The 25585-nt window shown below is 74.4% G+C and carries 18 protein-coding genes; 12 read left to right on the top strand and 6 right to left on the bottom strand.

The features are described from left to right. Nucleotides 1-186 precede the first annotated feature (186 nt). Both ACFYZL_RS36220 and ACFYZL_RS36215 read left to right on the top strand, forming a co-directional pair. Nucleotides 187-1119 (top strand): oxidoreductase, encoded by a 933-nt coding sequence (locus ACFYZL_RS36220; RefSeq protein ID WP_384756937.1) that lies wholly within the window; start codon nucleotides 187-189, stop codon nucleotides 1117-1119. A 206-nt stretch (nucleotides 1120-1325) separates the two neighbouring features. Further along, nucleotides 1326-1868 (top strand): FAD-dependent oxidoreductase, encoded by a 543-nt coding sequence (locus tag ACFYZL_RS36215; protein ID WP_388684981.1) that lies wholly within the window; start codon nucleotides 1326-1328, stop codon nucleotides 1866-1868. A gap of 185 nt (nucleotides 1869-2053) precedes the next feature. Here ACFYZL_RS36215 and ACFYZL_RS36210 read toward each other — a convergent pair whose 3' ends face one another. Next, nucleotides 2054-2995, bottom strand: coding sequence for a trypsin-like serine peptidase (locus ACFYZL_RS36210; protein WP_388684978.1), 942 nt, complete (start codon nucleotides 2993-2995; stop codon nucleotides 2054-2056). A 212-nt stretch (nucleotides 2996-3207) separates the two neighbouring features. Between ACFYZL_RS36210 and ACFYZL_RS36205 the strand changes: the two genes are divergently transcribed. The 4 genes from ACFYZL_RS36205 (at nucleotide 3208) to ACFYZL_RS36190 (ending at nucleotide 11525) form a co-directional block, all read left to right on the top strand. Continuing rightward, nucleotides 3208-4515, top strand: a complete 1308-nt coding sequence (locus tag ACFYZL_RS36205; RefSeq protein ID WP_384756943.1) for a hypothetical protein — start codon at nucleotides 3208-3210, stop codon at nucleotides 4513-4515. Then, nucleotides 4512-6647 carry a hypothetical protein gene (locus tag ACFYZL_RS36200; protein ID WP_388684974.1) on the top strand — a complete coding sequence of 712 codons (2136 nt, stop codon included), beginning with the start codon at nucleotides 4512-4514 and terminating at the stop codon, nucleotides 6645-6647. Before ACFYZL_RS36205 ends, ACFYZL_RS36200 begins: the two co-directional genes overlap by 4 nt. A gap of 103 nt (nucleotides 6648-6750) precedes the next feature. Next, nucleotides 6751-7860, top strand: a complete 1110-nt coding sequence (locus ACFYZL_RS36195) for an AAA family ATPase (protein WP_388684972.1) — start codon at nucleotides 6751-6753, stop codon at nucleotides 7858-7860. Beyond that, complete coding sequence (locus tag ACFYZL_RS36190; RefSeq protein ID WP_388684970.1) at nucleotides 7857-11525, top strand: SAV_2336 N-terminal domain-related protein; 3669 nt, start codon at nucleotides 7857-7859, stop codon at nucleotides 11523-11525. The genes ACFYZL_RS36195 and ACFYZL_RS36190 overlap by 4 nt, the downstream gene beginning before the upstream one ends. Here the strand turns inward: ACFYZL_RS36190 and ACFYZL_RS36185 are convergent. From ACFYZL_RS36185 to ACFYZL_RS36170, 4 genes are all read right to left on the bottom strand, one after another. Next, entirely contained in the window at nucleotides 11508-12437 is a 930-nt protein-coding gene (locus ACFYZL_RS36185; RefSeq protein ID WP_384757675.1) for an ion transporter, read from the bottom strand. The two genes, ACFYZL_RS36190 and ACFYZL_RS36185, sit on opposite strands and share 18 nt — an antisense overlap. 150 nt (nucleotides 12438-12587) lie before the next feature. Continuing rightward, on the bottom strand, nucleotides 12588-13457 hold the full coding sequence (locus ACFYZL_RS36180; RefSeq protein WP_388684967.1) for an ABC transporter ATP-binding protein: 870 nt from the start codon (nucleotides 13455-13457) through the stop codon (nucleotides 12588-12590). A gap of 1 nt (nucleotide 13458) precedes the next feature. Further along, nucleotides 13459-14574 (bottom strand): FecCD family ABC transporter permease, encoded by a 1116-nt coding sequence (locus tag ACFYZL_RS36175; protein WP_388684965.1) that lies wholly within the window; start codon nucleotides 14572-14574, stop codon nucleotides 13459-13461. After that, nucleotides 14571-15563 (bottom strand): FecCD family ABC transporter permease, encoded by a 993-nt coding sequence (locus ACFYZL_RS36170; protein ID WP_388684962.1) that lies wholly within the window; start codon nucleotides 15561-15563, stop codon nucleotides 14571-14573. The genes ACFYZL_RS36175 and ACFYZL_RS36170 overlap by 4 nt, the downstream gene beginning before the upstream one ends. A gap of 216 nt (nucleotides 15564-15779) precedes the next feature. On the opposite strand from ACFYZL_RS36170, the gene ACFYZL_RS36165 reads away from it, so the two are divergent. After that, nucleotides 15780-16802 carry an ABC transporter substrate-binding protein gene (locus ACFYZL_RS36165; protein ID WP_388684960.1) on the top strand — a complete coding sequence of 341 codons (1023 nt, stop codon included), beginning with the start codon at nucleotides 15780-15782 and terminating at the stop codon, nucleotides 16800-16802. A gap of 82 nt (nucleotides 16803-16884) precedes the next feature. On the opposite strand, the gene ACFYZL_RS36160 is transcribed toward ACFYZL_RS36165, so the two are convergent. Continuing rightward, nucleotides 16885-17844 (bottom strand): (2Fe-2S)-binding protein, encoded by a 960-nt coding sequence (locus ACFYZL_RS36160; RefSeq protein WP_388684958.1) that lies wholly within the window; start codon nucleotides 17842-17844, stop codon nucleotides 16885-16887. Nucleotides 17845-18104: 260 nt separating this feature from the next. Here ACFYZL_RS36160 and ACFYZL_RS36155 point away from each other — a divergent pair, with 260 nt between their 5' ends. From ACFYZL_RS36155 to ACFYZL_RS36135, 5 genes are all read left to right on the top strand, one after another. Next, nucleotides 18105-19310 carry an acetyl-CoA carboxylase biotin carboxylase subunit family protein gene (locus tag ACFYZL_RS36155; RefSeq protein WP_384754056.1) on the top strand — a complete coding sequence of 402 codons (1206 nt, stop codon included), beginning with the start codon at nucleotides 18105-18107 and terminating at the stop codon, nucleotides 19308-19310. Between the two features lie 65 nt (nucleotides 19311-19375). Further along, nucleotides 19376-21103 (top strand): IucA/IucC family protein, encoded by a 1728-nt coding sequence (locus ACFYZL_RS36150; RefSeq protein ID WP_388685007.1) that lies wholly within the window; start codon nucleotides 19376-19378, stop codon nucleotides 21101-21103. Then, entirely contained in the window at nucleotides 21100-22443 is a 1344-nt protein-coding gene (locus ACFYZL_RS36145) for an MFS transporter (RefSeq protein ID WP_384754059.1), read from the top strand. The genes ACFYZL_RS36150 and ACFYZL_RS36145 overlap by 4 nt, the downstream gene beginning before the upstream one ends. Then, on the top strand, nucleotides 22443-24302 hold the full coding sequence (locus ACFYZL_RS36140) for an IucA/IucC family protein (RefSeq protein ID WP_388684955.1): 1860 nt from the start codon (nucleotides 22443-22445) through the stop codon (nucleotides 24300-24302). The genes ACFYZL_RS36145 and ACFYZL_RS36140 overlap by 1 nt, the downstream gene beginning before the upstream one ends. Then, nucleotides 24299-25552: a type III PLP-dependent enzyme gene (locus ACFYZL_RS36135; RefSeq protein ID WP_384754065.1), complete on the top strand. Its 1254-nt coding sequence runs from the start codon at nucleotides 24299-24301 to the stop codon at nucleotides 25550-25552. Before ACFYZL_RS36140 ends, ACFYZL_RS36135 begins: the two co-directional genes overlap by 4 nt. Nucleotides 25553-25585 lie beyond the last annotated feature (33 nt).

The following is a 25585-nucleotide window of genomic DNA, read 5'->3' as shown; positions in this document are numbered from 1 at the left end:
GACGGGGCGAACGCGGTGACGCACGGGCGGAGGAACGGGAGGACGGACGGCGGGTCCGCATGACTGCGGAACCGCAGCCTACTGGCCTGCGGATTCCGGCGAGGAACCTGCCCTGGCTCCCGGACCGCGGCCCCTGCGGGCTACCCTCGGTAACCCATCTTTCGTGAGGGACGTGAGGGAGTCGCCATGCCGGGCTGGAACGCCACGAACATCCCCGACCAACGCGGCCGCACCGCGGTCGTCACGGGCGCCAACAGCGGGATCGGCTACGTCACCGCCCGCGAGCTCGCCCGCCGCGGCGCCACCGTGGTGCTGGCCTGCCGCAGCGCGGCGCGCGGCCGGGCCGCCGTGGTCAAGCTGCGCACGGAGGTCCCCGCGGCCGAGGTGGAGTTCGCCGAGCTCGACCTGGCAGAGCTGGCGTCCGTCCGGGAGTTCGCCCGGGCCTTCGGGAAGCGCCACGGGGCGCTCGACCTGCTGGTGAACAACGCCGGGGTGATGGCCCTGCCGTTCGGGCGCACCACCGACGGCTTCGAGACGCAGTTCGGCGTCAACCACCTCGGTCACTTCGCCCTCACCGGACTGCTGCTGCCGAAGCTGCGGGCCGCGCCGCCCGGCGCCCGCATCGTCAACGTCTCCAGCGGCTTCCACGCCCTCTCCGACGTCGACCTCGACGACCTGGGCGACGAACACGGCTACCGCCGCTGGGTCGCCTACGGCCGCTCCAAGACCGCCAACCTGCTCTTCACCCACGAACTGGCGAGGCGCTTCACCGCCGCGGGCTCCACGATCACCGCCGCCGCCTCCCACCCCGGCTACGCCTCCACCAACCTGCACTCCGGCGCCGCGAAACTCGAAGGCCCCAGCCTCGTCTCACGGATGTCGGCCGTCGGCAACGCCGTCATCGCGCAGCCCACCGAGACCGGGGCGCTCCCCACCCTCTACGCGGCCACCGCGCCCGGGGTGCGCTCCGACGACTTCATCGGGCCGCGCTTCGGCTGGCGCGGCGCGCCCGTCCGCTCCTGGCGGGCCAAGTGGACCCTCGACGACAAGTCCGGCGAAGCGCTCTGGACCGCCTCCGAGAAGCTCACGGGGGTCTCGTACGCGTCCCTGCCGCGCTGATCCTCCGCAGGCCCCCAGGGGACACCCCGGGTCGTCGACGCGGTGGGCCGATCCGCGCACGCGGGCGCCCCGCCGTGAGCCCGTCCGCCCCCGGGGCGCATCCGGGCGCCCCGAACCGCCCCTGACCTGCCCGCCCCGCTCCCCGGGAGACTCGGCGACATGAGCGACGACGACACGGACAACCACCCAGAACCCACGACCACGCGGTGGTCCTCGGGGCGGGCATCGCCGGACTGCCGGCGGCGCGGGTCCTCGCGGACCGGTTCGCGCGGGTGACCCTGGTCGAGAAGGACGAACCGGCCGAGGCCGCCCCGTCCTTCCGGCCGGGCATCCCGCAGTCCCGGCACGTGCACGTGCCGTGGTCCCGGGGCGTCCGGCTGATCGAGGACCTGCTGCCCGGGGCCACGGAGAAGCTGCGCGCCCGCGTTGACCGCCCTGCTGAACAGCCCCAGGGACTTCCTCTGGCTGAGCCCCGCCGACTGGTTCGACGGGGTCGACGGCTCCGAAATCCTCCTGGCGAGCCGCGAATTGCTCGACTGGACGTTACGCCGCGAGGCGCTGTGGCACGAACGGATCCGGCTGCGCGCCGGCAGCCAGGCCACCGGGCTCGTCGGCGGGCCGGACGGGCGCTCGGTGACCGGCGTGGAATTGGCAGATCGCCACCAGCGAGGACATGCGCTACCCCGGCACGGAAGGCCCGCCGCCGGACCGGGCCACCAAGGTCCTCCAGGGCTACATGGCGCGGGTGATGGTCGGTGCCAACTCCGACCGGGCCATCGCCGGCCGCTTCTTCGGAGTGCTCTCCCTGACGACCCCGCCGACCACCCTGCTCAGCCCGGGGCACGGTGGTCCGCGTCCTGTCCAAGTGGCGCCTGCCGACCTCCCCGACGGCCGGTGCCTGCCCGCCGCACCACGCCCCGCCGACAGACAGTCCCTAGGGCTTGGTGGCGCGCTCGTACAGGGACCGGACCCCGTCGCCGAACCGGATGCTGTACGAGGTCTCCTCGTCACCACCGCCGTCACGTCCGCCGACCACCCCGATCAGGGTGCTGCCGTCGGTCAGGATCGGCCCGCCGCTCGTGCCGTTGGGGACGTCCGCGCAGTCGAGCCGCAGCTGCGTCGGGCCGGCCGCCACCGCCGTGTTGCGGCAGTCCAGCGGCTCCTCGGTGTCGTTCGGATAGCCCACGACCCGTGCGGGGACGGGGAGTTCGGTACGGAAGGCGATCGTCTCCGCCCCGGTGACGTCCTCCAGCCGCTGCCCCGGATAGCCGGGGCGGCGCAGCCGGATGAAGGCGACGTCGTGGTCCGGGTCCTGGTCGTCGATCCAACGGGGGTCCACGTCGATGCGCGTCGGAACCCAGATGCCGTACGGGGCCACGCCGTCGCGGTAGCCGGGGGCGAAGGCCAGGTTGGTGCGGAAGCCGCGGGTGTACACGCAGTGGGCGGCGGTGACGATCAGGTCGCCGCCGGGGGAGCGGACGGCCGCGGCCGAGCAGTGGTGGTCGGGGTCGGCGTCCCGGCCGGGGGAGAACAGTGCGCCGATCGCGGGCTCGGCCTCGGTCGGACGGGCCTCCAGCGGCTCCGAGGGCTTCCACCCGGCGGACCGCCAACTCACCGTCCCGCCGCCCCCGAAGGCCTTGCCGTCCGTCGGCGGCTCGGCGACCTCCCGGACGATCCCGTCGAGGACCTCGGAGGCCGTGCGGTCCGCCCGCTCCGGGTCCTGCTGGTACACGCCCCGTTGCGGATCCCCGTCCGCGATGTGGTCGGCGATGGCCCGCAGCTCCCATACGTACCAGCCGCCCGCGAGGACCAGCGCGCACAGGACGACGAGGAGCAATGAGCCCCGTACGACCCTTGCCTCAACCCTGCCGACCATCCGGTGCTCCCACCCCACAGACATTAACGACCTCTCGTCAGATGGGACGGGAGGCGCGGTGGGTTCCGGGTCCGGGACGTGTTCGTGCTCACAGTCGGGGCCAAGGGCGCAGTGCGGTGCGCATTCCGAACTCGCACATCCCTGACGCCGGTTGGCGGCTCGGCGCTATCGTGCCGGGCGGGGGCGAGTGACTGTGCGAGGGGGCGGGTGGGATGCGGTTTCTCTTTGTCCACGGTACGGGGGTGCGGCGGGAGCGGCACGATTCGCTGTTCGCACTGGTGCGGGAGCGGCTGGCCGGGCGTTTTCCCGGGGCGGACGTCGACTCCTGCTACTGGGGTGACCGCTTCGGGGCGAACCTCGGCGCGGGCGGCCGGTCCGTGCCGGGCCTGCGGCCGGGACCGGAAGCGGAGGCCGCCGACGCGGAGACGGCCGCCTGGGCACTGCTGATCGCCGACCCGCTGTGCGAGGTGCGGGTGCTGGCGGAGGCCGGCTGGGAGGGCGGCGAGGACGACGACGGCTTCGCGATGCCGGGCGTCCGATCGGAGGGCGCCAGGGTGCTGGGCCTGCTTTCGGCGGTGCGGGACGAGTTCCCCCCGGCCGCCGCCGGGACCCCTGCGGGCCGTGCGGCACAGGGGGCGGATGCGGGGCCCGCGGGCCGTGGGGTCGACGCGGGTGGTGGTGAGCTCGGTGCGCTGTTGCGTGGGACCGGGCTCGGGGCGCATCTGCCCGGGGCGGTGGAACTCGTCGCCCGCTCCGCCGAGGTCGCGCGGGCCGGGGAGCGGGCCGCCGACGCCGCGCAGGCGGCGGAGCTCGCCACCGTCCTCGCGCGTGCCGTGACCGCCGCAGCCCTCGCCTCCGTCGGGGCCGAAGCCGACTGCACCGGCGCCGAACGCGACCGCCTCGTCGAGCTGCTCACCACCCGCCTCGGCGGCGACGCCCGGGTGCCGGGCGGCCGCGCGGCCGCCGTCCTGGGCCGGCTCGCGCTGCGCGTCACCACACAGCCCCTGCTCAACGCCCGGCGCGGCTCCCTCACCGTCGGCGCCACCCCCGCGCTCGGCGACATCCTGCGCTACCAGGCCCGTGGTCACGCCCTGCGCGCGTTCCTGCACGCCGAGATCACCTCCCGGCCGGGGCCGACCGTACTCATCGGCCACAGCCTCGGCGGCATCGCCCTCGTCGACCTCCTCGCCCTCGCCGCCGCCCGCGGGGAGCCCGTACCCGGCGTCGAACTCCTCGTCACGGTCGGATCCCAGGCCCCCTTCCTGTACGAACTCGGCGCGCTCACCGCGCTGGAGCCCGGCGAGAAGCTCCCGTACGGCTTCCCGCGCTGGCTCAACGTGTACGACCGCCAGGACGTGCTCGCCTACCTCGCGGCCCCCGTCTTCCCCGGCGACCCGCGGATCAGCGACCACGAGGTGGGCAGTCGCCAGCCCTTCCCCGCCTGCCACAGCGCGTACTGGAAGCAGAACACCCTCTACGAGCGGATCGGGCAGGCGGTGACCGAGGCGGGGATCGGGTGACCGCCGGCGTGGCGGGACCGGGCCCCGGCCCGGACCCGGACCCGGGCTTCCTGCCGGAGGCCCTCGGCCCCGGCCGGACCTTCGCGCTGGTCGCCGGGGTCGAGCGGTACGCCGTCAGCCCCCGCTGGAACCTGCGTGGCGCGGCCCGCGACGCCCTGCGCTTCGCACACTGGCTGACCGGGCCCGCCCAGGTGCCGCCCGGCAACGTACGGCTGCTGCTGTCCCCGATCGACGAGCCGGACACCCTCGACTGGTCGGACTCCCCGGCCATGGCCGCCCTGCGCGCCACGCACCGGCCGGCCACCGAGGGCAACGTGAAATCGGCGCTGCTCGACGAACTCCCGCAGTGCGACGGCGACCTGCTCTGGATCTTCTGGGCCGGCCACGGCTACCTCGGCCCCCGCGACGAACTGATGCTGCCCTGCGAGGACGCCCACCCCGGCCAGATCCGCCACCTCAACCTCGACTCCGCGCTGCGCTGGTGGCGCACCGACCTCGTGGGGCGTCGCAGGTTCCCGCTCCAGGCCGCCCTCGTCGACGCCTGTCGCGTCGACGCACCCCGCGACACCCGCTGGAACTTCGGCAACAACGACTACGGCGGCGGCGGTTCGGTCCCCGGTCGGCGCCAGTTCCGGCTCTACGCCTCCCGCGAGGGCGAAGCCGCGCAGAACGACGCCGAACGCGGCGCGGGCCGCTTCACCGAAGCCCTGCTCACGGAACTCGGACAGCGGTCGGTGCGGGAAGGCGTCACCGGACTCGCCGCCTCCGCCCGCACCATCCACCGCGCCTTCCGGGAGCAGCGCGACCGCGGCGAGGGCTGGCAGTTGCCGCAGTTCCTCGTCGACCGGGACTGGGACGCCTGCTCCTTCCTCGACGAGGACCTGCCCGGCGCCGACCGGCCCCGGCACGCCCCGCCCCGGGCCGCCCGGCTCGACCAGGCAGCCTGGGACGGGCTCGGCGTGCTCTTCGAGGGCCGGACCCTGCCGCGCCACGCCCACGAGGCCTACGCCTGGGCCTTCAAGGCGGCCGGCTGTACGACCCCGATGGCCGCCGGCCTGCCCGGCGACAGCCTGCTCGACGTGGTCCAGGACCTGGACGAGCGCCAGGGCGGCAGCACCGGGGGCACCGGCATGCCGCTCGCGGTGCCCTTCGTACGGTTCCTCGCCGACCGGGCCGCCCCGACCGACCCGGCGTGGGCGGCCCGGCTGCTGGAATGGGTACGGGAAACCCGCGCGCGGCTGGCCCTGCCCGTGCTGCCGCCGCCCCCGAGCCCGGCGCCCCGGACCGCCCTGGACGTGCGACTGGACGTGCCGCCGGGCGGCGAGGACGGCTTCCTGGTGCGGATGTGGCTGCGCGGCGACGGGACGCGGCAGGTGTGGGAGTCGCAGGGCGCGCCGCTCACGCTGGACGCCGTACGCGGCGAACTGCTGCGGCAGCTCGCGCTGATCGGCGGGGCACGGGCCGGCGGCCCCGCACCCGGGGTGCCGTACGCCGCCGTGGACCGGATCGAGTTCCACGTCCCGTACGAGCTGCTGGACACCGACTTCGACCAGTGGCCGGTGCCGCGCGGCCCGGCGGGGCGCCGCCGCGCCCTCGGCCTGCTCTACCAGGTCGTGGTGCGCTGCCCGGAGGAACGGGCCGACACCCGGGCCGAGTGGCACACCAAATGGCGGTGGCTGTGCATCCGGGGCGGCCGGCACCCCGAAGCCGTCCGGGTCGTGTGGGACGCCGAGACCACGGACACCCTCGGGATGGAACTGGCGGCGGGCCCCGCCCCCGCCTGCGTCGTCGCGCACACCACCACCGCCCCGCACGAGGGGCTGCTGGAGGCCGTGCTCGAAGGGGGAGTGCCGGTGGCGGTGTGGCGGCGCGGCGGCGGCACCCCGGAGCCCGCGCTGCTGGACCTGCTCGCCCCCGCCGGACCCGACGGCCGCCCCGACCCCGGGGCGCTCGACGTACTCGACCTGCCCGCGCGCGTACGGGAAGTGCGCCGGGCGGCGGCCGGAGTGCCCCCGGGCGCACATGCGCGCCCCCTCCAACCGCCGCCGGGGGCAGACCAGTTGGTTCTGTTGTGGGACGATCCCGACGACGTTCCGGGCCTCCGCCCCCTGGCCTGCCCGCCTGACCCCTGACCTCTGACCCGCTGACTTCTGACCCCTGACCCCTGACCCCTGACCCCTGATCCCTGATCCCTGATCCCTTCTCCCCGACCACGGACCGACGGCGACACCGACGATGGAGGCACAGGCAGTGGCGAAGGACTGGTGGCTGTACCACGGGACCGGTGAGGGCGCGGACCGGCGTGCCCGCCTGGAGGCCGGCCCGCCGCCGCCCTGGCGCAGGTTCAACGGCGTCCCGGACCCGGAGTACGCGCCACCGGGCTGCGAGGGGAAGGCCTGGCGGCAGACCGTGGAGCGCGGGGAGGGCTATGTACCCGACGAGCCGGAGAAGGACGTCGTCAACACGGCGCTGCTCCTGCGCAGGCCGCTCCTCATCACCGGAAAGCCGGGGGTCGGCAAGTCCTCGCTCGCCTACAGCATCGCGACGGACCTGGGCCTCGGGCCCGTACTGCACTGGCCGATCACCAGCCGCACGGTCCTGCGCGACGGGCTGTACCTCTACGACGCCGTCGGACGCCTCCAGGAGGCCGGCCTGGAACAGCTGCGCCCGCCCGGCACCGCACCGGCCGCGCCCGCCGCAGTGCCCGCCGCCGCGGTGCCCGCGCCCGCAGCCGCGCCCGAACCCGTCACCGCCCCCTCCATCTCCCGCTACCTGAGCCTGGGCCCGCTCGGGACCGCCCTCCTGCCGCAGGACCGCCCCCGCGTGCTCCTCGTCGACGAGATCGACAAGAGCGACATCGACCTGCCCGGCGACCTCCTCACCGTCTTCGAGGACGGCGGCTTCGTCATCCCCGAACTCGCCCGCCTCGCCAAGCAGAGTCGCACCGTGCCCATCGGCACGGCCGACGGCCTCGACGCCGCCGTGCGCATCGAGGAAGGCCGCGTCCAGTGCCGGTACTTCCCCGTGGTCGTCCTCACCAGCAACGGCGAACGCGACTTCCCGCCCGCCTTCCTGCGCCGCTGCGTCCGCCTCCACCTGGACGCCCCCGGACTCGGCAAGCTCGCCCGCATCGTGCGCCGCCGCCTCGGCGTGGACATCGAGACCGAGGAGGAGTACCGGGACCTCGTACGGGCCTTCCTCGACCGCGCGGAGGACGGCGACCTGGCCACCGACCAACTCCTCAACGCCATCCAGCTCCGGCTCGCCGGCGCCTGGTCGGCCCCCGACGACCGCGACCGCTTCCTCGACACCGTCATGCAGCACCTGACCGGGCCGACGGCGTGATCGAGGAGCTGCTCGCCGCCTTCGCCGCATTCCCCGACGGCGCCGGGGAGGGCGGCCCGCGCCCCGGCGTCGGCGTCGAGGAGATCGCCGACATCCTGTGGCTGGCGGCCCGGGTGGACCCGGCGGCCGCCCGCCCGCCCGGGACGCCGCAGCCGGGGCCCGGGGGCGAGCAGCCGCGGGCCGCCGCGCCCGCGGACCCCGAGCCGGTCCCCGGCCACGGCGGCGGCGGTCGGGACGGCGCGGAGCCGGCCGTACGGCTCTACCCGACGGCCGTGCCCGTCCGCGACCCGGAGGGGAACCCGGCAGCCGCACCCGCCGACAAAGCGGCCGACGCGGCCGCTGCGGCCACCGTCCGCCGCGGCACGCCCCTGCGGCTGCCGCGCGCCGGTTCCCTCGACGATCCGCTCGGTCTGATGCGGGCCCTGCGCCCCGTCGGCCGGCGCTCCATCGGCGGGCCCGGGGAGGAGTTGGACGAGCAGCTCACCGTGGAACGCAGCATCGAGCGGATGGTGCCCACCCCGGTCCTGCGGCCCGCCGAGAGCCGCTGGCTGGACCTGGCGCTGGTCGTCGACACCCACCACTCGATGCTGCTCTGGGCCGACCTCGTGGACGAGTTCCGCAAGGTCCTCACCCGCAGCGGGATCTTCCGCGACGTGCGGACCTGGCAGCTGACCGGCACCGCCTCCGGAGCCGACCCGATGGTCACCCACCGCCGGGGCGGGCCGCCCCGCAACCCCCTCGAACTGGCCGACCCGGCGGGCCGCCGGCTGCTCCTCGTGCTCTCCGACACGGTGGCCGGCGGCTGGCGCGAAGCGCCGCTCCAAGGCGTGCTGCGGCACTGGTGCGCGCACAACGCCGTGGCCGTGCTGAACGTGCTGCCCGAACGGCTGTGGACGCGCGGCGCGGTCCGGCCCGTCCCCTTCTCCCTGCGCGCGGACCGCCCGGCCGTCGCCACCCGCACCTGGCAGCGGTTCCCGGGCGGCCGGGGCGCCACCCGCCGCCGGCGCCCCGGCACTGCCTCCTCCTCGTCCTCCTCGTACTCCTCCGCCTCCGCCCCCGCCGTCGTCCCCGTCGTCGGACTCGCCCCGGCCGGCCTGGCCCGGCTGCTGCGCGTGGTCTCCGGCGACGGCCGCCGGCACCGCCTGGCCTGCCTGCGCCTGGACGCGCGACCGGGCTTCACGGCACCCCCGGACACCCCCGCCCCTCCGGGGGCCATGAGTGCGCTGGAGGTCGTGGAACGCTTCCGCGCCAACGCCTCCCCGACCGCCCAGCAGCTCGCCGCCCACCTGGCCGCCGTACCGCTGACCCTGCCGGTGATGACCCTCGTACGGCGCTCGCTGCTGCGGGACTCGGAGCACGGGCACCTGGCGGAGGTCGCCCTCGGCGGGCTCTTCGCGCCCTGGGGTCCGAAACAGGCCGCGGACGACGTCGAGTTCGAGTTCCTGCCGGGTGTACGGGAGGCACTGCTCGGCGCACAGCTGCGCGGCGAGGTGGCCGCCGTACGGGAACTCGTACGCCGCCGCGTCTGGGAGTACATGACCCGCAACCGGGGCCCCGGACCGGACTTCTCCGCGACCCGCGTCACGAACGGCCGCGAGGGCCGACGGCTCGTTTCTCCGGAGGCCGTCCCGTTCGCGGCGAGGCCGCGCCCCTCCCACCCGGAGCCGGGCCTGGCCGACCGCGTGGTCCGCGTCCGCTACGACACCATGCCCGAGCCGCAGGAGGTGGGCACCCTGCTGACGCCGCGCCTGGTGCTCACCGTCGGCGACGTGCCGGCCGGCAGCGTGACCGCCTGGGTCAGGGCCGGGGGCCGGGAGATCGGCTGCCGTTCCGTGTGGTGGGACGAGGCCCTGCCCAGGGTGGTCCTGCTGCGGGCCGACGAGGACCTGGCGGACCCGGCCGTGTTCGCGGAGCCCCTGCGCTGGTCGGACGAGGAGGCGGGCCCGGGTCGGGTGGACGGCTTCACCGACCAGGGCGAGCGCATCGCCCTGACGGGCGAGGTGCTCCCGTACAACGGAGCCCGCAACGGCGAACTGGTACGGCTCACGGCCGAACCGGAGAGCTGGACGCAGTACCGGGGCGGCCCGGTCTCCCGCGACGGGGCGCTGATCGGCATCGTCCACGGGGTCTGGCCGGACCGGATGGTGTTCCTGGCGGGCCGGGTCCTGCGGGACCAGCCGGGCTTCCGCGGCTTCCTCGCCGCGCGCAGGGTGGAGCGCGGCGAGACCGACCGGCGATCTCAGGTCGGCCTGGCGGTCTGTGTCCGACGTCCACCGGAGGAGATGGAAGAGGCCGTGTGGCCGCGCACGGCGGGAGAGTTGCTGGACGAGGCCCTGAGGGACCTCGTGCGGGACACCGGGGCGGTGGTGCGGGTGCCTGACGGCTCCGAGACGGTTCGGCTCGTCACGGTGGACGAACCGGGTTCGGCCGGAGTGGTCGGCCGGATCCTGTCCGCATTGGACCGGGCGGCGGACGAGTTGCTCGGCCGGCATCCATGGCAGCTGGAGGCCGTCGCGGTGGTGGTGAGCCATCGGGAGGACGCCTTCGCGTCCGCCGTCGATCAGGCGCGCGAACTGCCCTTTCCGCCGACGTCCGCCGCCGTCCGGACCGTCCTGTCCCGTTCCCTGTTCCAAGAGCTCGGCGAGTGCCTCGGGACGGTCGGGCCGCGGACCGTATCGCCGGACGGCGCCGGGTCGACGGGCTGGGTTCTCGTTCACGACCCGGCCGAACTCGGGCAGGCCCTGATCGAGGTGGATGAGCTCCGGCGCGAGGCGATCGACTGGCAACACTGCGACCACGCCCCCGAACACGCGGAGGGGTGCAGGGGCATCACGCTGCCGGGGTACGGCCGCTGCCTGGCGCACGTGGAGAGCGCCGAGCGGGCCGCCTACCTCACGACCCTCGGGCCGGGTGCGGCAGTGGACTTCAGGGGCACCACCTTCGCCCCCGGCCTGCTCGGGCAACTCCTGCAAGCGGTGACGGAGCCGGGGACGGGGCGCGTCAGGCTGGGCAGGGCGGACTTCGACCGCGCACGCTTCGTGGACGACTGGTCCACCGTGGAGGCGGAGTTCACCGGCAGTGCCTCCTTCCGCCGTGCCAGGTTCGAACGGCGGGCGGTCTTCACCGGATCCACCTTCGTGGGGAGGGCGTCCTTCGACGGATCCTCGTTCCGGCACGCGGCCGCCTTCGAGCGCGCCCGATTCCGCGCCGCGGCCACGTTCCGACGTGCACGCTTCGGCGACGGTGCGGGGTTCTCGGAATGCGATTTCAGTGAAGACGTCTCCTTCGCCCGGGCCGTGTCGGACGGCCCGTCCGACATGAACTCGGCCTGGGTCGGCGGCAGGGCCGACTTCGAGCGGGCTGTCTTCCGCGAGATGGTCGGGCTGCACGACGTCGCCTTCGCCGGGCCGGTGTCCTTCCGACACACGGCATGGGAAGGCGGCCTGCTGTCGACCATGGCCGCGTTCGGGGCTCCGGTGACCTTCGAAGCCGCCGACTTCCAGGGCCGGGTCCGTTTCGTGCGCGCGAACTTCGGACCCGACCCGGACGCCGAACTCCCCTCCTCGCGCGAGCCGCACCGCTGGATCGTCGAGCGACTCCAGGACGGCGCCTGGGACATCAGCCTGCGCGACGCCGGGGAGGCGGACTCAGCCTCCGGAGCGTGAGCCCACCGGCTCCCGCTCCGGCCGGGCCTCGACCGGTGCGGCGCCCGCCACCGGCAGGCTCGCCTCGAGTTCGTCCAGCGCCCGCCGCGCCGTGGCGATCCGTTCCTTGAGGTCCGTCCCCTCCGGGCCGGCCTGCGCCGGGACGCGGTTGTTCTCCTCCTCGATCTCCCGAGCCTCGTCCAGGGAGTTGAGGACGACACCGATCAGCACGTTCACCAGCACGAAGGAGGCGAGCAGCGCGTACGACGCGTAGAAGACGATGCTGAGCCGGGAGATCTGCAGTCCCGCCCGCACCGCGTCCGTCAGGCCGTCGAGCGTGGTCAGCAGGAACAGGGTGAGCCCGGCCCGGCCCACCGAGCCGTAGTGCTCGGGGTCGGCCTCCGCGAAGCAGACCCAGCCGATCATGGCGTACACGTACACCACCAGCGCCCCCACGAACAGGAAGCTGGCGGTGCCCGGCAGGCTGCGGCCCACGGCGATCAGCAGGATCCGCAGGTGCGGCAGGAAGCGCGCCGTGCGCAGGACGCGGGCCAGGCGCAGCAGCCGCAGGATGGTGGTGTTCTCGCGGACGAACGGCAGGAAGGCGGAGGCCACGACCGCGAGGTCGAAGAGGTTCCACGGGTCGCGGAAGAATGCTTTCGGCTGGTCGGCCTGCGCCCCGATCCGCAGCAGGATCTCCAGCGTGAACAGGGCCAGGCAGAAGTTCTCCGCGCCGCCCAGCAGCAGCCGGTACTGCCCGGCGAGACCGCTGTACGTCTCCAGGCCCATCAGCGCCGCGTTGAAGAGGATCGCGCAGAAGACGACGATCCCGAAGGAGGGGGCTTCGGTGACGAGCCGGCAGCGGGCCGCGAGCTTCATCCGGCCGCGTCCGGCCGGCTTCGGCTTCGGGTTCGTCGTCGTCGCGCTGGTCATCGGGCTCCTCGTACGTTCGACTGCGTCGCAGGCGGGCGGTGGGGCGGTCGGGCGGGCGATCGGTCGGCCCTCTGCCCCATGCCTCTAACGCGTTACAGCCGATCGGGTTTCACACCCGTCGCTTACGTACCGGGAGCCCCTTACGGCTCGTCAGACGATTTCCGTTCGGGGGCCGCCCATCGGGATGACGAGGGGGGTGCCGGCGACCGGGCATTCGATGACCGCGGCCCGCAGGCCGAAGACCTCGTGGACCAGTTCGGGGGTGACGATCTCCGACGGCGGGCCGGCGGCGACGATCCGGCCGTCGCGCATCGCGACGAGGTGTCCGGCGTAGCGGCAGGCGAGGTTGAGCTCGTGCAGGACCATCACCACCGTGCGGCCCTCCGTGCGGTTGAGGTCGGCGACCAGTTCGAGGACGTCGACCTGGTGGGCGAGGTCGAGGTAGGTCGTCGGCTCGTCCAGCAGCAGCACCGGCGTGTGCTGGGCCAGGGCCATCGCGATCCACACGCGCTGGCGCTGTCCGCCCGACAGCTCGTCGATGGCGCGGGTCGCCAGCTCCGCGCAACCCGTCGCCGCCAGGGCCGCGTCCACCGCGGCCTCGTCGGAGGAGGACCACTGGCGCCACCACCGCTGGTGCGGGGTGCGGCCGCGGGCCACCAGGTCGCGCACGGAGATGCCGTCCGGTGCGCTGGGGGTCTGCGGCAGCAGGGCCAGGCGCAGCGCGAACTCCCGGGCGGACAGGCCCGCGATGTCCTCGCCGTCCAGGTGGACGGCTCCGCCGGCGGGCTTGAGGAGCCGGGCCAGCGCCCGCAGCGCGGTGGACTTCCCGCACGCGTTCGGGCCGACCAGCGCCGTCACCCGCCCGGACGGGATGTCGAGGTCGAGCTCCTCGGAGACGATGCGGTCGCCGTAGCCCAGGCGCAGCGCGGAGGTGTGCAGCGCGGTGGGCGGGGCGTCGGTGGGCACGGTGTCGGTGGGCGCGGTGCCCGTGGACGGGGTCTCGGTCAGCGGGGCGGTCATGTCAGCCTCCCTTTCCGGCCCGGTTGGTACGGGCGAGGAGCAGCAGCAGGTACGGGGCGCCCACGGCTCCGGTGAGGACGCCGACGGGCAGTTCGGTCGGGGCGAGGACGAGGCGTGCGGCCAGGTCGGCGAGGATCAGCAGGACCGACCCGGTCAGCGCGCTGGTGACCAGGGGGATGCCGGCGCTGCCGGTGATCCGCCGCGCGATCTGCGGGGCGCCCAGCGCGATGAAGGCGATCGGTCCGGCCGCGGACGTGGCCAGCGCGGTGAGGCACGTGGCGAGGACCAGGAGGGCGATCCGGGCGTGCCGCAGCGGGATGCCGAGGCTGCGCGCGGTGTCGTCGTCGTACTGGAGGAGTTGGTACGGGCGGGCGAGTGCCAGCGTCAGCGGTACGAGCACCGCCAGCGCGAGCCCGGCCCACCGGACGTGCTCGTAGCCGCGCCCGTTGAGGCTGCCGGTCAACCACACCATGGCGCGGGAGGCCTGGTCGATGTCGGCGCGGGCCAGCAGCCAGCGGGTCAGCGCGATCAGCGCGCCGTTCGCGGCGAGGCCGACGAGGACGAAGCGGTACCCGGTGATGGTGCCGTCCCGGTAGGCCAGCAGGTAGATGGCGAGCGAGGTCAGCAGGGCGCCGGCGAGGGCCCCGAAGGGCACGGCCCCGAAGGTGCCGGCGCCGGCCGCGGTGACTCCGCCGATGAGGATCGCGCACACCGCACCGGCACCGGCGCCGGCCGCGATGCCGATCAGGTCCGGGCTGGCGAGCGGGTTGCGGGTGACGGCCTGGAACACGGCGCCGGCCAGCCCGAACGCGGCGCCCACCAGCAGTGCGGTCAGGGCGCGGGGCAGCCGCAGCTGGTGGACGATCAGATCGGCCGCGCCGGAACCGGTGCCGAGGACCGCGCCCAGTACGTCGCCGACGGGGATCGCGAAGGTGCCCAGCGACACGGAGGCGATCAGGGCCGCGAACCCGGTCACGACGAGCCCGAGCACGGCGAAGGCGACCCGGGGTCGTACGGCGAAGCCGACGGGTCCGCACTCGACCCGCACGCGCCGGAGCCCCTTCCGACGGGCCGTCGCGGTCGCGGCGCGCGGCGCCGTCGCACTCGTCGTGCTCATCGGGTGTGCTCCTTGAGCTTGCCGCGCTTGACCAGCAGTGCGAGGAACGGCGCGCCCAGCAGGGCGGTCACCACGCCCGCCTCCAGTTCGCCCGGCCGGGCCACCATCCGGCCCACCACGTCGGCCGCGAGCATCAGGGAGGCCCCGCCCAGTGCCGAACACGGCACCAGCCAGCGGGCGTCCGGCCCGGTGAAGGCCCGTACGACGTGCGGGACGACCAGGCCGATGAAGGTCACGGGACCCGCGGCGGCGACGGCCGCGCCGGTCAGCAGGATCACGGCGAGGGCGCCCAGGGCGCGGGTGGACTTGACCGGGGTGCCGAGCGAGCTCGCGAGGTCGTCGCCGAGGGCCAGCGCGTTGAGCCGGCCGCCGAGCCCGATGGCGAGGACGAGCCCGACGACCACGAACGGGAGCAGCTGCACGCCCAGTTCGGGATCGCGGCCGGCCAGGGAGCCCACGGCCCAGAAGCGGTACTGGTCCAGGGTGCGCACGTCGAGCAGCACCAGGGTGTTGGTGCCCGCGTCGAGCAGTACGGTCACGGCCGCGCCGGCCAGGGCGAGTTTGGCCGGGGTGGCGCCGCCGTGGCCGGTGCCGCCGACGGCGTAGGCGATGAGCCCGGCGAGTGCCCCGCCGAGGAACGCGAACCAGATGTACTGGTACGAACTCGTCAGTCCCAGCACGCCGATGCTCGCGGCGACCGCGAACGAGCCGCCCGCGCTGATGCCGATCAGTCCGGGGTCACCGAGCGGATTGCGGGTGATGTCCTGGGCGACCGCGCCGGCGGCGCCCAGCGAGAGCCCGACCAGCAGGCCCAGGAAGGTGCGGGGCATGCGGAGTTCGCGGACCACGACCGCGTCACCGGCTTCGCTGCCCGATATCGCGGCCAGCACGTCGGAGAGCGGCACGGCCTTGGTGCCGATCGCCAGGGAGGCACAGCCCATGGCCGCCACGATGACGACCAGCGCCGCGAGGACCAGGGAGCGGGACACAACTCTGCTTGGTGGTGGGACGGTTGGGGCGCCGGCGGCGCCGGGGGACGCGGTGACGGGCTTCAGGGACACTCCCACAAGGTAAGGGATGCCTAACCAAATGTGTTCCATGGTCCCGTCTGGATTTCGACCACGAAGAGCAGCTAGTCTTCACGGTGCGTTCACTCAGGCAAGCCTTACCTAAGAATGAATGTTCCCTTTGGAGAACCAGAACCGATGAACACCTCCACTCAGCGCCGCCGGCCGGGCCGGATCGCCGCGGCCGCTCTCGCGGCGGCCCTCGCCCTTTCGCTGGCCGCCTGCGGCGGCAGCGGTGACGACATGAAGTCGGGCGCCGAGTCGTCGAAGTCGACCACCGCCGAGTCGGCCGGTTTCCCGCGCACGCTCACCCACGACAAGGGCAAGACGGAGATCAAGGCCAAGCCCAAGCGCGTGGTGGCCCTGGACAACAGCCTGGTCGAGGCGGTCGTCGCGCTCGACGCGCCGCTGGTCGGCGGGATCGGGTCGTACCGTGACCAGAAGGGCTTCCCGCCCTACCTCGGTGCCGCGGTCAAGGACACCAAGGACGTCGGTCCCCTCGACAGCCCCAACCTGGAGGCGATCGCGGCCCTCAAGCCCGACCTCATCGTCTCGGCGACGGTCCGTCACGCCGACTTCTACGACCGGCTGAGCCAGATCGCGCCGACCGTCTTCGTGAAGACCACCGGTCCGATCTGGAAGGAGAACATCACCTTCCTCGGCCAGGCGCTGGGTCAGGAGGAGAAGGCCGCGGCCAAGCTGACGGCGTACCAGACCCGGGCCAAGAAGATCGGCGACGCCATCAACGCCAAGGGCGGCGGCTCGGCGGCCGACGGCAAGCCCACCTTCTCGGTCGTCCGCTTCGTCGACGGTCCGACGCGCATCTACCTGCCCAAGACCTTCAGCGGCATCATCCTCGCCGACATGGGTCTGACGCGCCCCGAGAACCAGCGCGACGAGGCGAAGTTCAACATCGAGATCAGCGAGGAGCAGATCCAGCAGGCCGACGCCGACCACATCTTCACGACCAGCTTCTCGGGCGGTGAGGAGCGCAAGAAGAAGTTCCTCGCCAACCCGCTGTGGCAGCGGCTGAACGCGGTCCGGAAGAACCAGGTCCACGAGGTCGACGACGCCACCTGGATGACCTCGGTCTCGCTCCAGGGCGCCGAGGTGGTCCTCGACGACCTCGCCAAGGCCTTCCAGGTGGACCCCGCCAAGTAGGCGGCCGCTCACCGGGGCAAGGGGCCGGCCCCGTCCCGTACTCCAGGAGTACGGGACGGGGCCGGCCCTTCGGCGTACGCGCTCAGGCCTGCTCCTCGATCCGGCGCAGCCGCTCGGCGTCGCAGGTCCGGGGGCAGGTGGCGCAGGCCCGGGACGCGTCCAGGGTGTAGTACATGCAGCAGCCGAGCCGGGTGCGGGTCGGGTGCAGCCGCCCGGCGCGGTCCGCGAGCCGGCGGAAGTCGGCGCCGCCGGGGAAGGGGGCTATGGCCGTCGGGAGCAACTCGGTCGCCTCGCGCACCGCCCGCTCCTCCTGACCCAGGGCGCGGCCCAGGTACCAGATCCCGGAGACGAGGTCGTCGGTGACCATGCCCCACAGGGCCCGGTCCCGGCGGCGCACCCGCGGCCCGACGGCGGCCAGAAGTGGCCGGAAGTGATCGGCGACGGCCGCGCGCAACTCGGCGCGCAGCGCCTCCTCGTCCGCGACCACCCGGGCCCCCGCCAGGTGCGCCGCCGGATCGCCGGGCAGGCAGGCGAACCCGGCCCCCGGGGCGATCTCGAACGTGCCCGTGGACAGGTCGACGCGCACCTCGCGCGGGCGGACGCGCGGCACGCGCCGCTCCAGGTACCAGACCCCGCTCATCAGCAGGCCGACGGTCCAGAGGTAGTCGTGGAGCGCGCGCGAGGCGGCGACGTCGGGGCGCGGATCGTGTCCGTGGCCCGCCCGGATGCGGTGGGCCTCGGCGGCGACGAAGGCGTCGAGGGCCCCCGGGGCGTGGACCGGATTCCCCGGGGCGTGGACCGGTTCCGCCTGGCGGCCGCGGACCGGTTCGGTCCGAGCCGCCAGCTCCGCGCCGCCGACCCACCGCCGGGGGTGTTCGGACGATTGCGCGAAGGGTCGGGAGGGCGAGGCCGCACCGACGGTCACCACCCGGACGTCCAGTGCCTCGCAGGCCGCCGTGAGGCGCCCGTAGGCCCGGCTCAGTGCGGTGGCGCAGTCCGGGACGGGGCGCGAGGGAGAGGCGACGCGCGGGGCCGCGGTCATCGATTCCCGATCATGTGCGACACGAAAGACTCCAAACGGGGGAGTAGGTAAGGCTTACCTTAACCCGCCGCTTCGCGTCTGCACCCTCGGCGCCACCCCGCGCGTCTTGAAGGGTAGTTGAGAGTAAGGGTTGGCTAACCTAAGCTGCCTTTGCCGGCGGGTGCGGACTTTCGATGTGGAAATCCGTCGGCACCGAGGCGTGCCGGAAAGCAGTCACCCGCTCACCCCCCACAGCCCAGCACCCGGAAGGGGCCCAACCCATGCGGTTGTACCTGCTCGCACTCAACCCCACCGACTCGGTGACCGAGGGATTCCTCCCCGCCGCGGCCCGACTCGGGCTCCGGGTCACCCTCCTCACCGACCGGCCCGCCGCGCACCGCCGCTCGGTGTCGCAGTGGCCGGACGTCGAGGTCCTGGAGTGCGACGTACGCGACTTCCACGCGGTCGTCACCCGGATCGCGACCCACCGCGCACCCGACGCGGTCTTCACCAACAGCGACCACCTCCAGACGCAAGCCGCCCTGGCCGCCCACTACTTCGGCCTCCCCGGCAAGGACTGGCGGGCCGCGCTGCGCGTCAAGGACAAGGCCCAGATGCGGCGCCACCTCGCCGCGAGCGGACTGGACGCGGTGTGGTCCACGGAACTCGCCGCAGGCCGGGACCCGGTCGAGCTCACCGCCCTGGACGTGCCCTACCCGTGCGTGGTCAAGCCGCGGGAAGGCGTGGCCAGCGAGGACGTGGTGCTGGTCGAGGGGCCCGAGGAGCTGGTCCTGCGCTGCAAGGAGATCCAGGAACGCCGGCCGTCGGCGGCCCTCGTCGTCGAGGAGTACCTGGCAGGAGAGCTGCGCAGCGTCGAGACGCTCGGCGACGGCACCGTCCGCCACGTGCTCGGCGGCTTCCACACCCGGCTGTCCCCGCCCCCGTACTTCATCGAGGAGCGCTGCACCTTCGTCGGCGCCCATCCCGAACCCGTCACCCGCCAGGTCCTCGCCCAACTCGACGCCCTCGGCGTCGGATTCGGCATCTGCCACACCGAGTTCGTCGTGCACGGGGGCCGCGCCCGCGTCATCGAGGTCAACTACCGGGCCATCGGCGACCAGATCGACCTGATGCTCGCCCGCCTGCTGGACATCCCGCTCTTCGAGCACGTCCTGCGTACGCACCTGGGCGAGCCGCTCCCCGCCGACCTCGGCGCCCGCACGGACGGCGCCGCCCTCGTCGACTACCCCTGCGCCCGGACCGCCGGCACCCTCACGGCCGCACCCGGGGCAGCCGACCTCACCGTCGACGGCGTCGAACTGACCTACCGGCCGCTGCGCGCGGTGGGGGAGCGGCACGAGGTGTACGGAACCAACCGCGACTACGTCGGAGCACTGCGCGCGATCGGCCGCGGCGCGGACCAGCGGACGGTCGACCGCGTCGTCGCCGACCACCTCGCCTCCCAGCGCTGGGAGTTCGCCCCGTGACCACCGCGGCCACCACGACCGCTCCGGCAGCCCCCGCCGACGCCATCGAGGCCGAGGCCGAGCTGATGCTCCGCGTCCTCGGCGCGCTCCTGCGCGAGGACGTCGTCGGCCTGCGCACCCGCACCACCACCGTCGACCGTGCCGACGGCCGCTGGCTGCGGCTGCCCGCCGGTGACGGCGACGCCCTGCTCCTGCCGGTCGCCCCGGACGGCTACCAGGGCGAGTACGGCGCCCGGCTGCCCCTGCTCGCCAGGGAGTCGGACGGCCGCGAACTGACCACCCACGACGAGGTCCTGGGAGCCCTCCGCGTCCTCGCCGACCCCGCCGACCGCGCCGGCTTCGACGCCTTCGCCGAGGAGTGCCGCCAGACCCTCGCGACCATGCGCCTGCACGACCGCACCCGCCACGAGGTCGCCACCGCCCTCACCGCCGCGCACGGGGAGGACCCCGGCGACTGGACCGGGCTCGCCGCCGGGATCGCCCACGACACCCTCGCCGCGCGCCTCGACCACCCGGTGTACCCCACCGCACGCGGCCGCTCCGGCCTCGACGAGGACCAACTGCGCGCCCACGCACCCGAGTTCCATCCACGCTTCGGGCTGCGCTGGATCGTCCTGCCCGCACGGGACCTCACCGTTGCGGGCGGCCCCGACGCGCTGCCCGACGCCTGGCCCAGCCCGGCCGCGCTCGGCCTGCCCGGGCTCGACGGCAGCCACCTCGCCCTCCCCGTCCACCCCCTCACCGTGGGCGCGCCGCTGCGCGAGGCCCTGGGCGCCGCGGGCCTGGCCGACCGGGCCGTGCTCGCGGAGCGCCCGTACCTCGACGTCGTCCCCACGCTGTCCATGCGCACGGTCGCGGTCACCGCCGACCCCACCCTGCACGTCAAGGTCCCCATGGCCACCGCCACCCTGGGGCTGCGCAACCGCCGGATCATCCGGCCCGGCTTCCTCGCCGACGGGGTCGTGGGCCAGCGGCTGCTGGAAACCGTCATCGCCCGCGAACCGCGCTTCCAGGGCGTGGTCCTGCACGCCGACGAGACCGTTCACGCCCACGCCGGACACGAACTCCTCGCCGCGCTCTGCCGCCGCCTCCCGGCCGGCCTCGAAGGCGCCGTCGTCACCCCGCTCGCCGCCCTGCTCGCCGAAGCCCCCGGCGGGCGGCTGCTGATCGACCACCTCGCCGACCGGTTCCACGGCGGCGACCCGATCGCCCTGTTCGACGCCCACCTGCGGCTGCTCTTCGACTGGCAGACGACCCTGTTCGGCCACGGCATCGCCCTGGAGTCGCACCAGCAGAACATCTCCCTCGTGCTCGACCACGGCCCGGCCGGGGACACCCGCATGCGGCTGCTGCTCAAGGACGACGACAGCCCGCGCGTCCACGCGGCCCGCGTCCGCGCGAGCCTCGGCGCCGACGCGCCCCTCGGCTTCGACGACGCCCGCATCCTCTGCGAGGACGACCGGCCGCTGACCGACATGTTCACCACGATCACCCTGCACCTGTGCGCCGGCTCCTACGCCTTCGGGCTCGCCCGGCACGGCCGCGCCGGCGCCGGCGCCCTGCTGGACCTCGTACGCGACCGGCTCGCCGAGGCCGTCGAGCGGCTCGGAACGGGAGCGGGGGAGCCGGGAGCCGTGCTGCGCGCCCGGGTCCTGGACGCGCCGGAACTCCCCGTCAAGGCGATGGTCAGCGCCGGAACCCTGTTCGGCAAGGAACGCTCGGGCGCGGCCGACATCAACAAGCACTACACCACCGGCCCCAACTACCTCCTGCACCGCGGGAGCGGGAGATGAGCGCGGCGGCGCCCCCGGAGCTGCGCGACGCGTCGGCCGCGGGCCCGCCCGAACCCCGCCCGACCCTCGACCGCAGGCAGGTCCGCGCCGTCGCCGGCTGCTACTTCGTGGCCTCCTTCGCGGCGCTCGGCCTCCCGCCCTTCCTCACCGAGATCCTCCCGGAGCTCGGCGACCGCGACGCGAGCTGGGCCGGCGTGCTCTACGTCGTCCCCACCGTCTTCGCGGCCCTCGGCGCCCCGCTGTGGGGACGGCTCGCCGACCGGTTCGGCCGCAAACGGCTCCTGCTGCGCGCCCAGTTGGGCCTGGCCCTGTCCTTCCTGCTGGCCGGCTGGGCCGAGTCCATCCCCGCCTTCACGGTGGCGCTGGTGCTCCAGGGCGTCCTCGGCGGCACCTTCGCGGCGTCCAACTGCTACCTGGGAGCCGCGCTGGAGGGCGCGGAGCTCTCCAGGGCGCTCACCCTGATGCAGGGCGCCGCCCGAGCGGCCCTGGTCCTGGCCCCGATCGCGGTGGGAGGCCTCTCGCCGTGGCTGTCCCCGCACCGCCAGTACGCCCTGCTGGCCGTGCTCCCCCTGACGGCGGCGCTGCTGATCACCGCCCTGCCGGAATCCCGCACCCCGCGGCCCGCCCCGGACGCCCTGCCCCCCGCCCACCCGCCCGCGGCGGCGCAGGCAGCTCCCGCCCCCGCGTCCCCCGCGTCCCCGGCCCCCGCCGCCCAGGCCTCGACGGCCCCCGCCGGAGGGGCCCGGCGGGCGACCTCCCTGCGCGGGCTGTACGCCCTGGAGTTCGCCTTCGTCTTCTCCACGGTGATCTCCTTCCCGTACCTGATCTCCCTCGTCGAGGAGCGGATCCCCGGCACCTCCCCGGCGGTCTCCGGAGTCCTCTTCGCCCTGCCCCACCTCTGCTACCTCGCCACGGCGATGTGGGTGCACTCGGTGGTCCACCGTCGACCCCGCCTCGGCCTCGCGGTCGGCTTCGCGTGCATAGCCCTCGGGCTCGCCGGGCACGGGCCCGCCCACTCGCTCGCCACCCTGGTCGCCGTCCGTCTGCTGCTCGGCGCCGGCCTCACCCTCGGTCTCGTCTGCCTCGCCGTCATGGCCTCCGACTGCGCCAAGGGCCGCGCCCCCGGCGGCCTGTTCGGCTCGATCGAGTTCTTCTCCAAGGTCGGCGCGGTCGTCGCCGGACTGGCCGCCGCCGCGGGCAACGGCCTGTACGGGCCCACCGCACCGGTACTGACCGGCACCGCCGTGGCGCTGGTCACCGTCTGCGCCACCGCCCTCCCGGCCCTCCGGGCCCTCCCGGCCCCGAACCTCCGCTCTCTCCGCACCCGCTGGAGCCGTTGATGTCCCTGACCGATGAGATCGGCACCGCCACCGCCCTCCCCTCCGCCGTCCCCACCGGGCTGCCCACGGCGGACGAGGCCGTCGTCCACACCCTGCTGAACTGCCTCCTGCGCGAGCTGTCCGGCCCCGAGCACCAGACCGCCGTCGCGGACGGCCACCTCCTGCTGTGGCTGCCCCGCCGCGGAGTACTGCTGCGCGCCGCCCTGCGCCGTACGTCCCTGCTGGGCGCCCACCGCTTCACCGGACCCGTACGGGAGCAGCGCGACGGCGGCTGGGCGGAGATCGGCTGGCGGCGTATTGCCGAATACGCGCACGACGAGCTCGCCCTGCGCACCGACGTGCGCAACGAGGAGTTCCTGGAGCAGATCGCCTCCAGCCACCAGGCCGTCTCGGCCGCGCTCGCCGTACGGGCCCGGCGGCCGGCCGGTGATCAGCGCGGGGGCAGGGACGGGGCCGGGGTCGGGGGCGGCGACGGGCTCGCCGCCTATCTGGAGTCCGAGCAGTCACTCGTCTTCGGCCACCGCTTCCACCCCACCCCCAAGGCCCGCACCGGCGACACCGCCTCCTGGCTCGCGTACGCCCCGGAGACCGGCGCCTCCTTCCGGCTGCGCCACCTGGCCGTCCGCGAGCACCTGATCGTCGAGGAGGCCGCCGGCGAAGGAGCCGCGGCGCCCCTCGACCGGCTGCGCGCCGACGTGCCCGAGGGCTACCGGCTGCTCCCCGCCCACCCGTGGCAGTACGAGATGCTGCGCGACCACCCGCGGCTGCGAGCCGCGTTCGACGGCGGCGACATCCTGGACCTGGGTGAAGCCGGTCGACCGTTCGCCGCCACCGCCTCCGTGCGCACCCTGTACGACGGAGCCGCCTTCCTGAAGTTCAGCCTCAACATCCGCATCACCAACTGCCTTCGGAAGAACGCGAGTTACGAACTGTCCGGCGCGGTCGCCCTGACCCGCCTGCTGGCACCGGTCCTCGCCGACCTGGAGACCCGCTTCCCCGGCACCGCCCTGCTCCGCGAGCCCGCCTACCGCAGCATCGCCCTGCCCGGTCCCGACGGCACCCCGGACCGTTCCCTCCTCGAAGGCTTCGGCGTGATCGTCCGCGAGGGCCTGCTCGTCCGGCTGATGCCCGGCACCACCCCGCTGCTCGCCGCGGCCGTCGCCGACGAGTACCCCACCGGCCCCGCACACGTCTCCCGGTTGCTCGGCCACGCCTCCGCGCGGACCGCCCTCGACTGGTGGACGGCGTACCTCGAACTGCTCGTCCCGCCCGTCCTGGCCGCGTACTTCGACCACGGCCTCGTCCTCGAACCGCACCTGCAGAACGTCGTCGTCTGCGTCGACGAGGAGGGTATGCCCGCCCAGGTGCTCTTCCGCGACCTGGAGGGCACCAAGCTGGTCCCCGAGCAGCACGCCGACCTCCTCGCCGCGCTCCCGGCCGACGTCGCGGGCCCGATGACGTACGACGCCCGGCGCGGCTGGGACCGGGTCGTGTACTGCCTGCTCGTCAACCACGTCGCCGAGGTGCTCGCCGCCCTCGCCGACCTGCACCCGCACACCGAGGCAGCCCTGTGGGCCGAGGTCCGCGCCACCCTCCAGGCGTACGCCGACCGGCACGGCTGCCCCCCGCGCCTCGCGGCCCTGCTCGCCGGGGTGCCGCTGCCCGCGAAGGCCAACCTGCTCACCCGCTGGGAGCGCAAGGCCGACCGCGACGCCGGCTACGTCCGGCTCGCCTCCCCGCTCGCCGAGGACGTGCTGTCCCAGGGCCTGCAACTCCACGCCGATGCCGGCGCCCGCGACCACACCGACGCCCACGCCCACGCCCACGCCCACGAACGTGACACCCGGAGCGCCCGATGACCGCCCCCACCCCCGCGGTGCGCAGCCGCCTCGCCACGCTCGACGGCACCGAACTGCCCGCCTACCTCTACGACCTGACCGCGCTGGCCGAGCACGCCGCGGCCGTCCGGGCCGCCCTTCCGGAGCGGGTCGAGCTGTACTACGCGGCCAAGGCCAACCCCGAGCCGGAGATCCTGGCCGCCCTCGGCCCGTACGTCGACGGCTACGAGGTCTCCTCCGGCGGCGAGCTCGCCCACGTGGCCAAGGCGGTGCCCGGCCGCGCCCTCGCCTTCAGCGGACCCGGCAAGACCCCCGCCGAGCTCGCGGCCGCACTCGAACTGGGCGTGGAACGCTTCCACGTCGAGAGCCCGCACGAACTGCGCGTGCTGGCCGCCCTCGCCGCGCGCACCACCGCCCATGGCGGAGCGACCGTCCCCGGAGTGCTGCTCCGCTTCAACCTCCCCCTGGCCGCCTCCTCCCTCGAAGGCAGCTCGCTGGCCATGGGAGGCCGCCCGACCCCCTTCGGTCTCGACCCGGCCGAGGCCGACGGGGCCGTCCGGCTGCTCACCGACGGCACCTGCCCGCAGCTGCGGCTGCTCGGCGTGCACGCCCACCTGGCGAGCGGGCTGGACGCCCCCGCGCAACTGGCGGTCGCCGGATCGGTCGTCACCTGGGCCACGGACCTCGCCGCCCGCCACGGCATCCGTCCGGCCGAGGTGAACATCGGCGGCGGCATGAGCGTCGACTACGCCGCTCCCGACACCCGCTTCGACTGGACCTCGTACGGCGCCGGCCTCGCCCGCCTCGCGGACGCCCACCCCGGCCTCACCCTGCGGATCGAGCCGGGCCGGGCGCTCACCGCGTACTGCGGCTGGTACGCCACCGAGGTGCTGGACGTGAAGCACAGCCACGGCGAGGAGTTCGCGGTGGTCCGCGGCGGCACCCACCACATGCGCACCCCCGCGACCAAGGGACACGACCAGCCCTGCACCGTGATCCCCGTGCCCGAGTGGCCCCACCCCTGGCCCCGCCCCGCCGCGGCCGGGCAGCGGGTCACCCTCACCGGGCAGCTCTGCACCCCGAAGGACCTGCTGTCCCGCGACGTGCCCGCCCCGGGTCTGCGGGCGGGTGACCGCGTGGCCTTCGGCCTGGCGGGCGCGTACGCCTGGAACATCTCGCACCACGACTTCCTGATGCACCCGCGTCCCGCTTTCCACTTCGTCGGTTCGGGTGAACGCGGCCCGGCCCGAACCGGTCCTCAGAAGCACTGAAGGCCGTCAACTGGCTTGTGCGGCAAGCGTGTT

This window comes from Streptomyces sp. NPDC001717, assembly GCF_042892775.1.
In the GTDB taxonomy this organism is placed as follows: Bacteria; Actinomycetota; Actinomycetes; order Streptomycetales; family Streptomycetaceae; genus Streptomyces.
The sequence above is the reverse complement of the archived record's forward strand: the minus strand, read 5'-3'. Positions and strand labels throughout refer to the sequence as shown.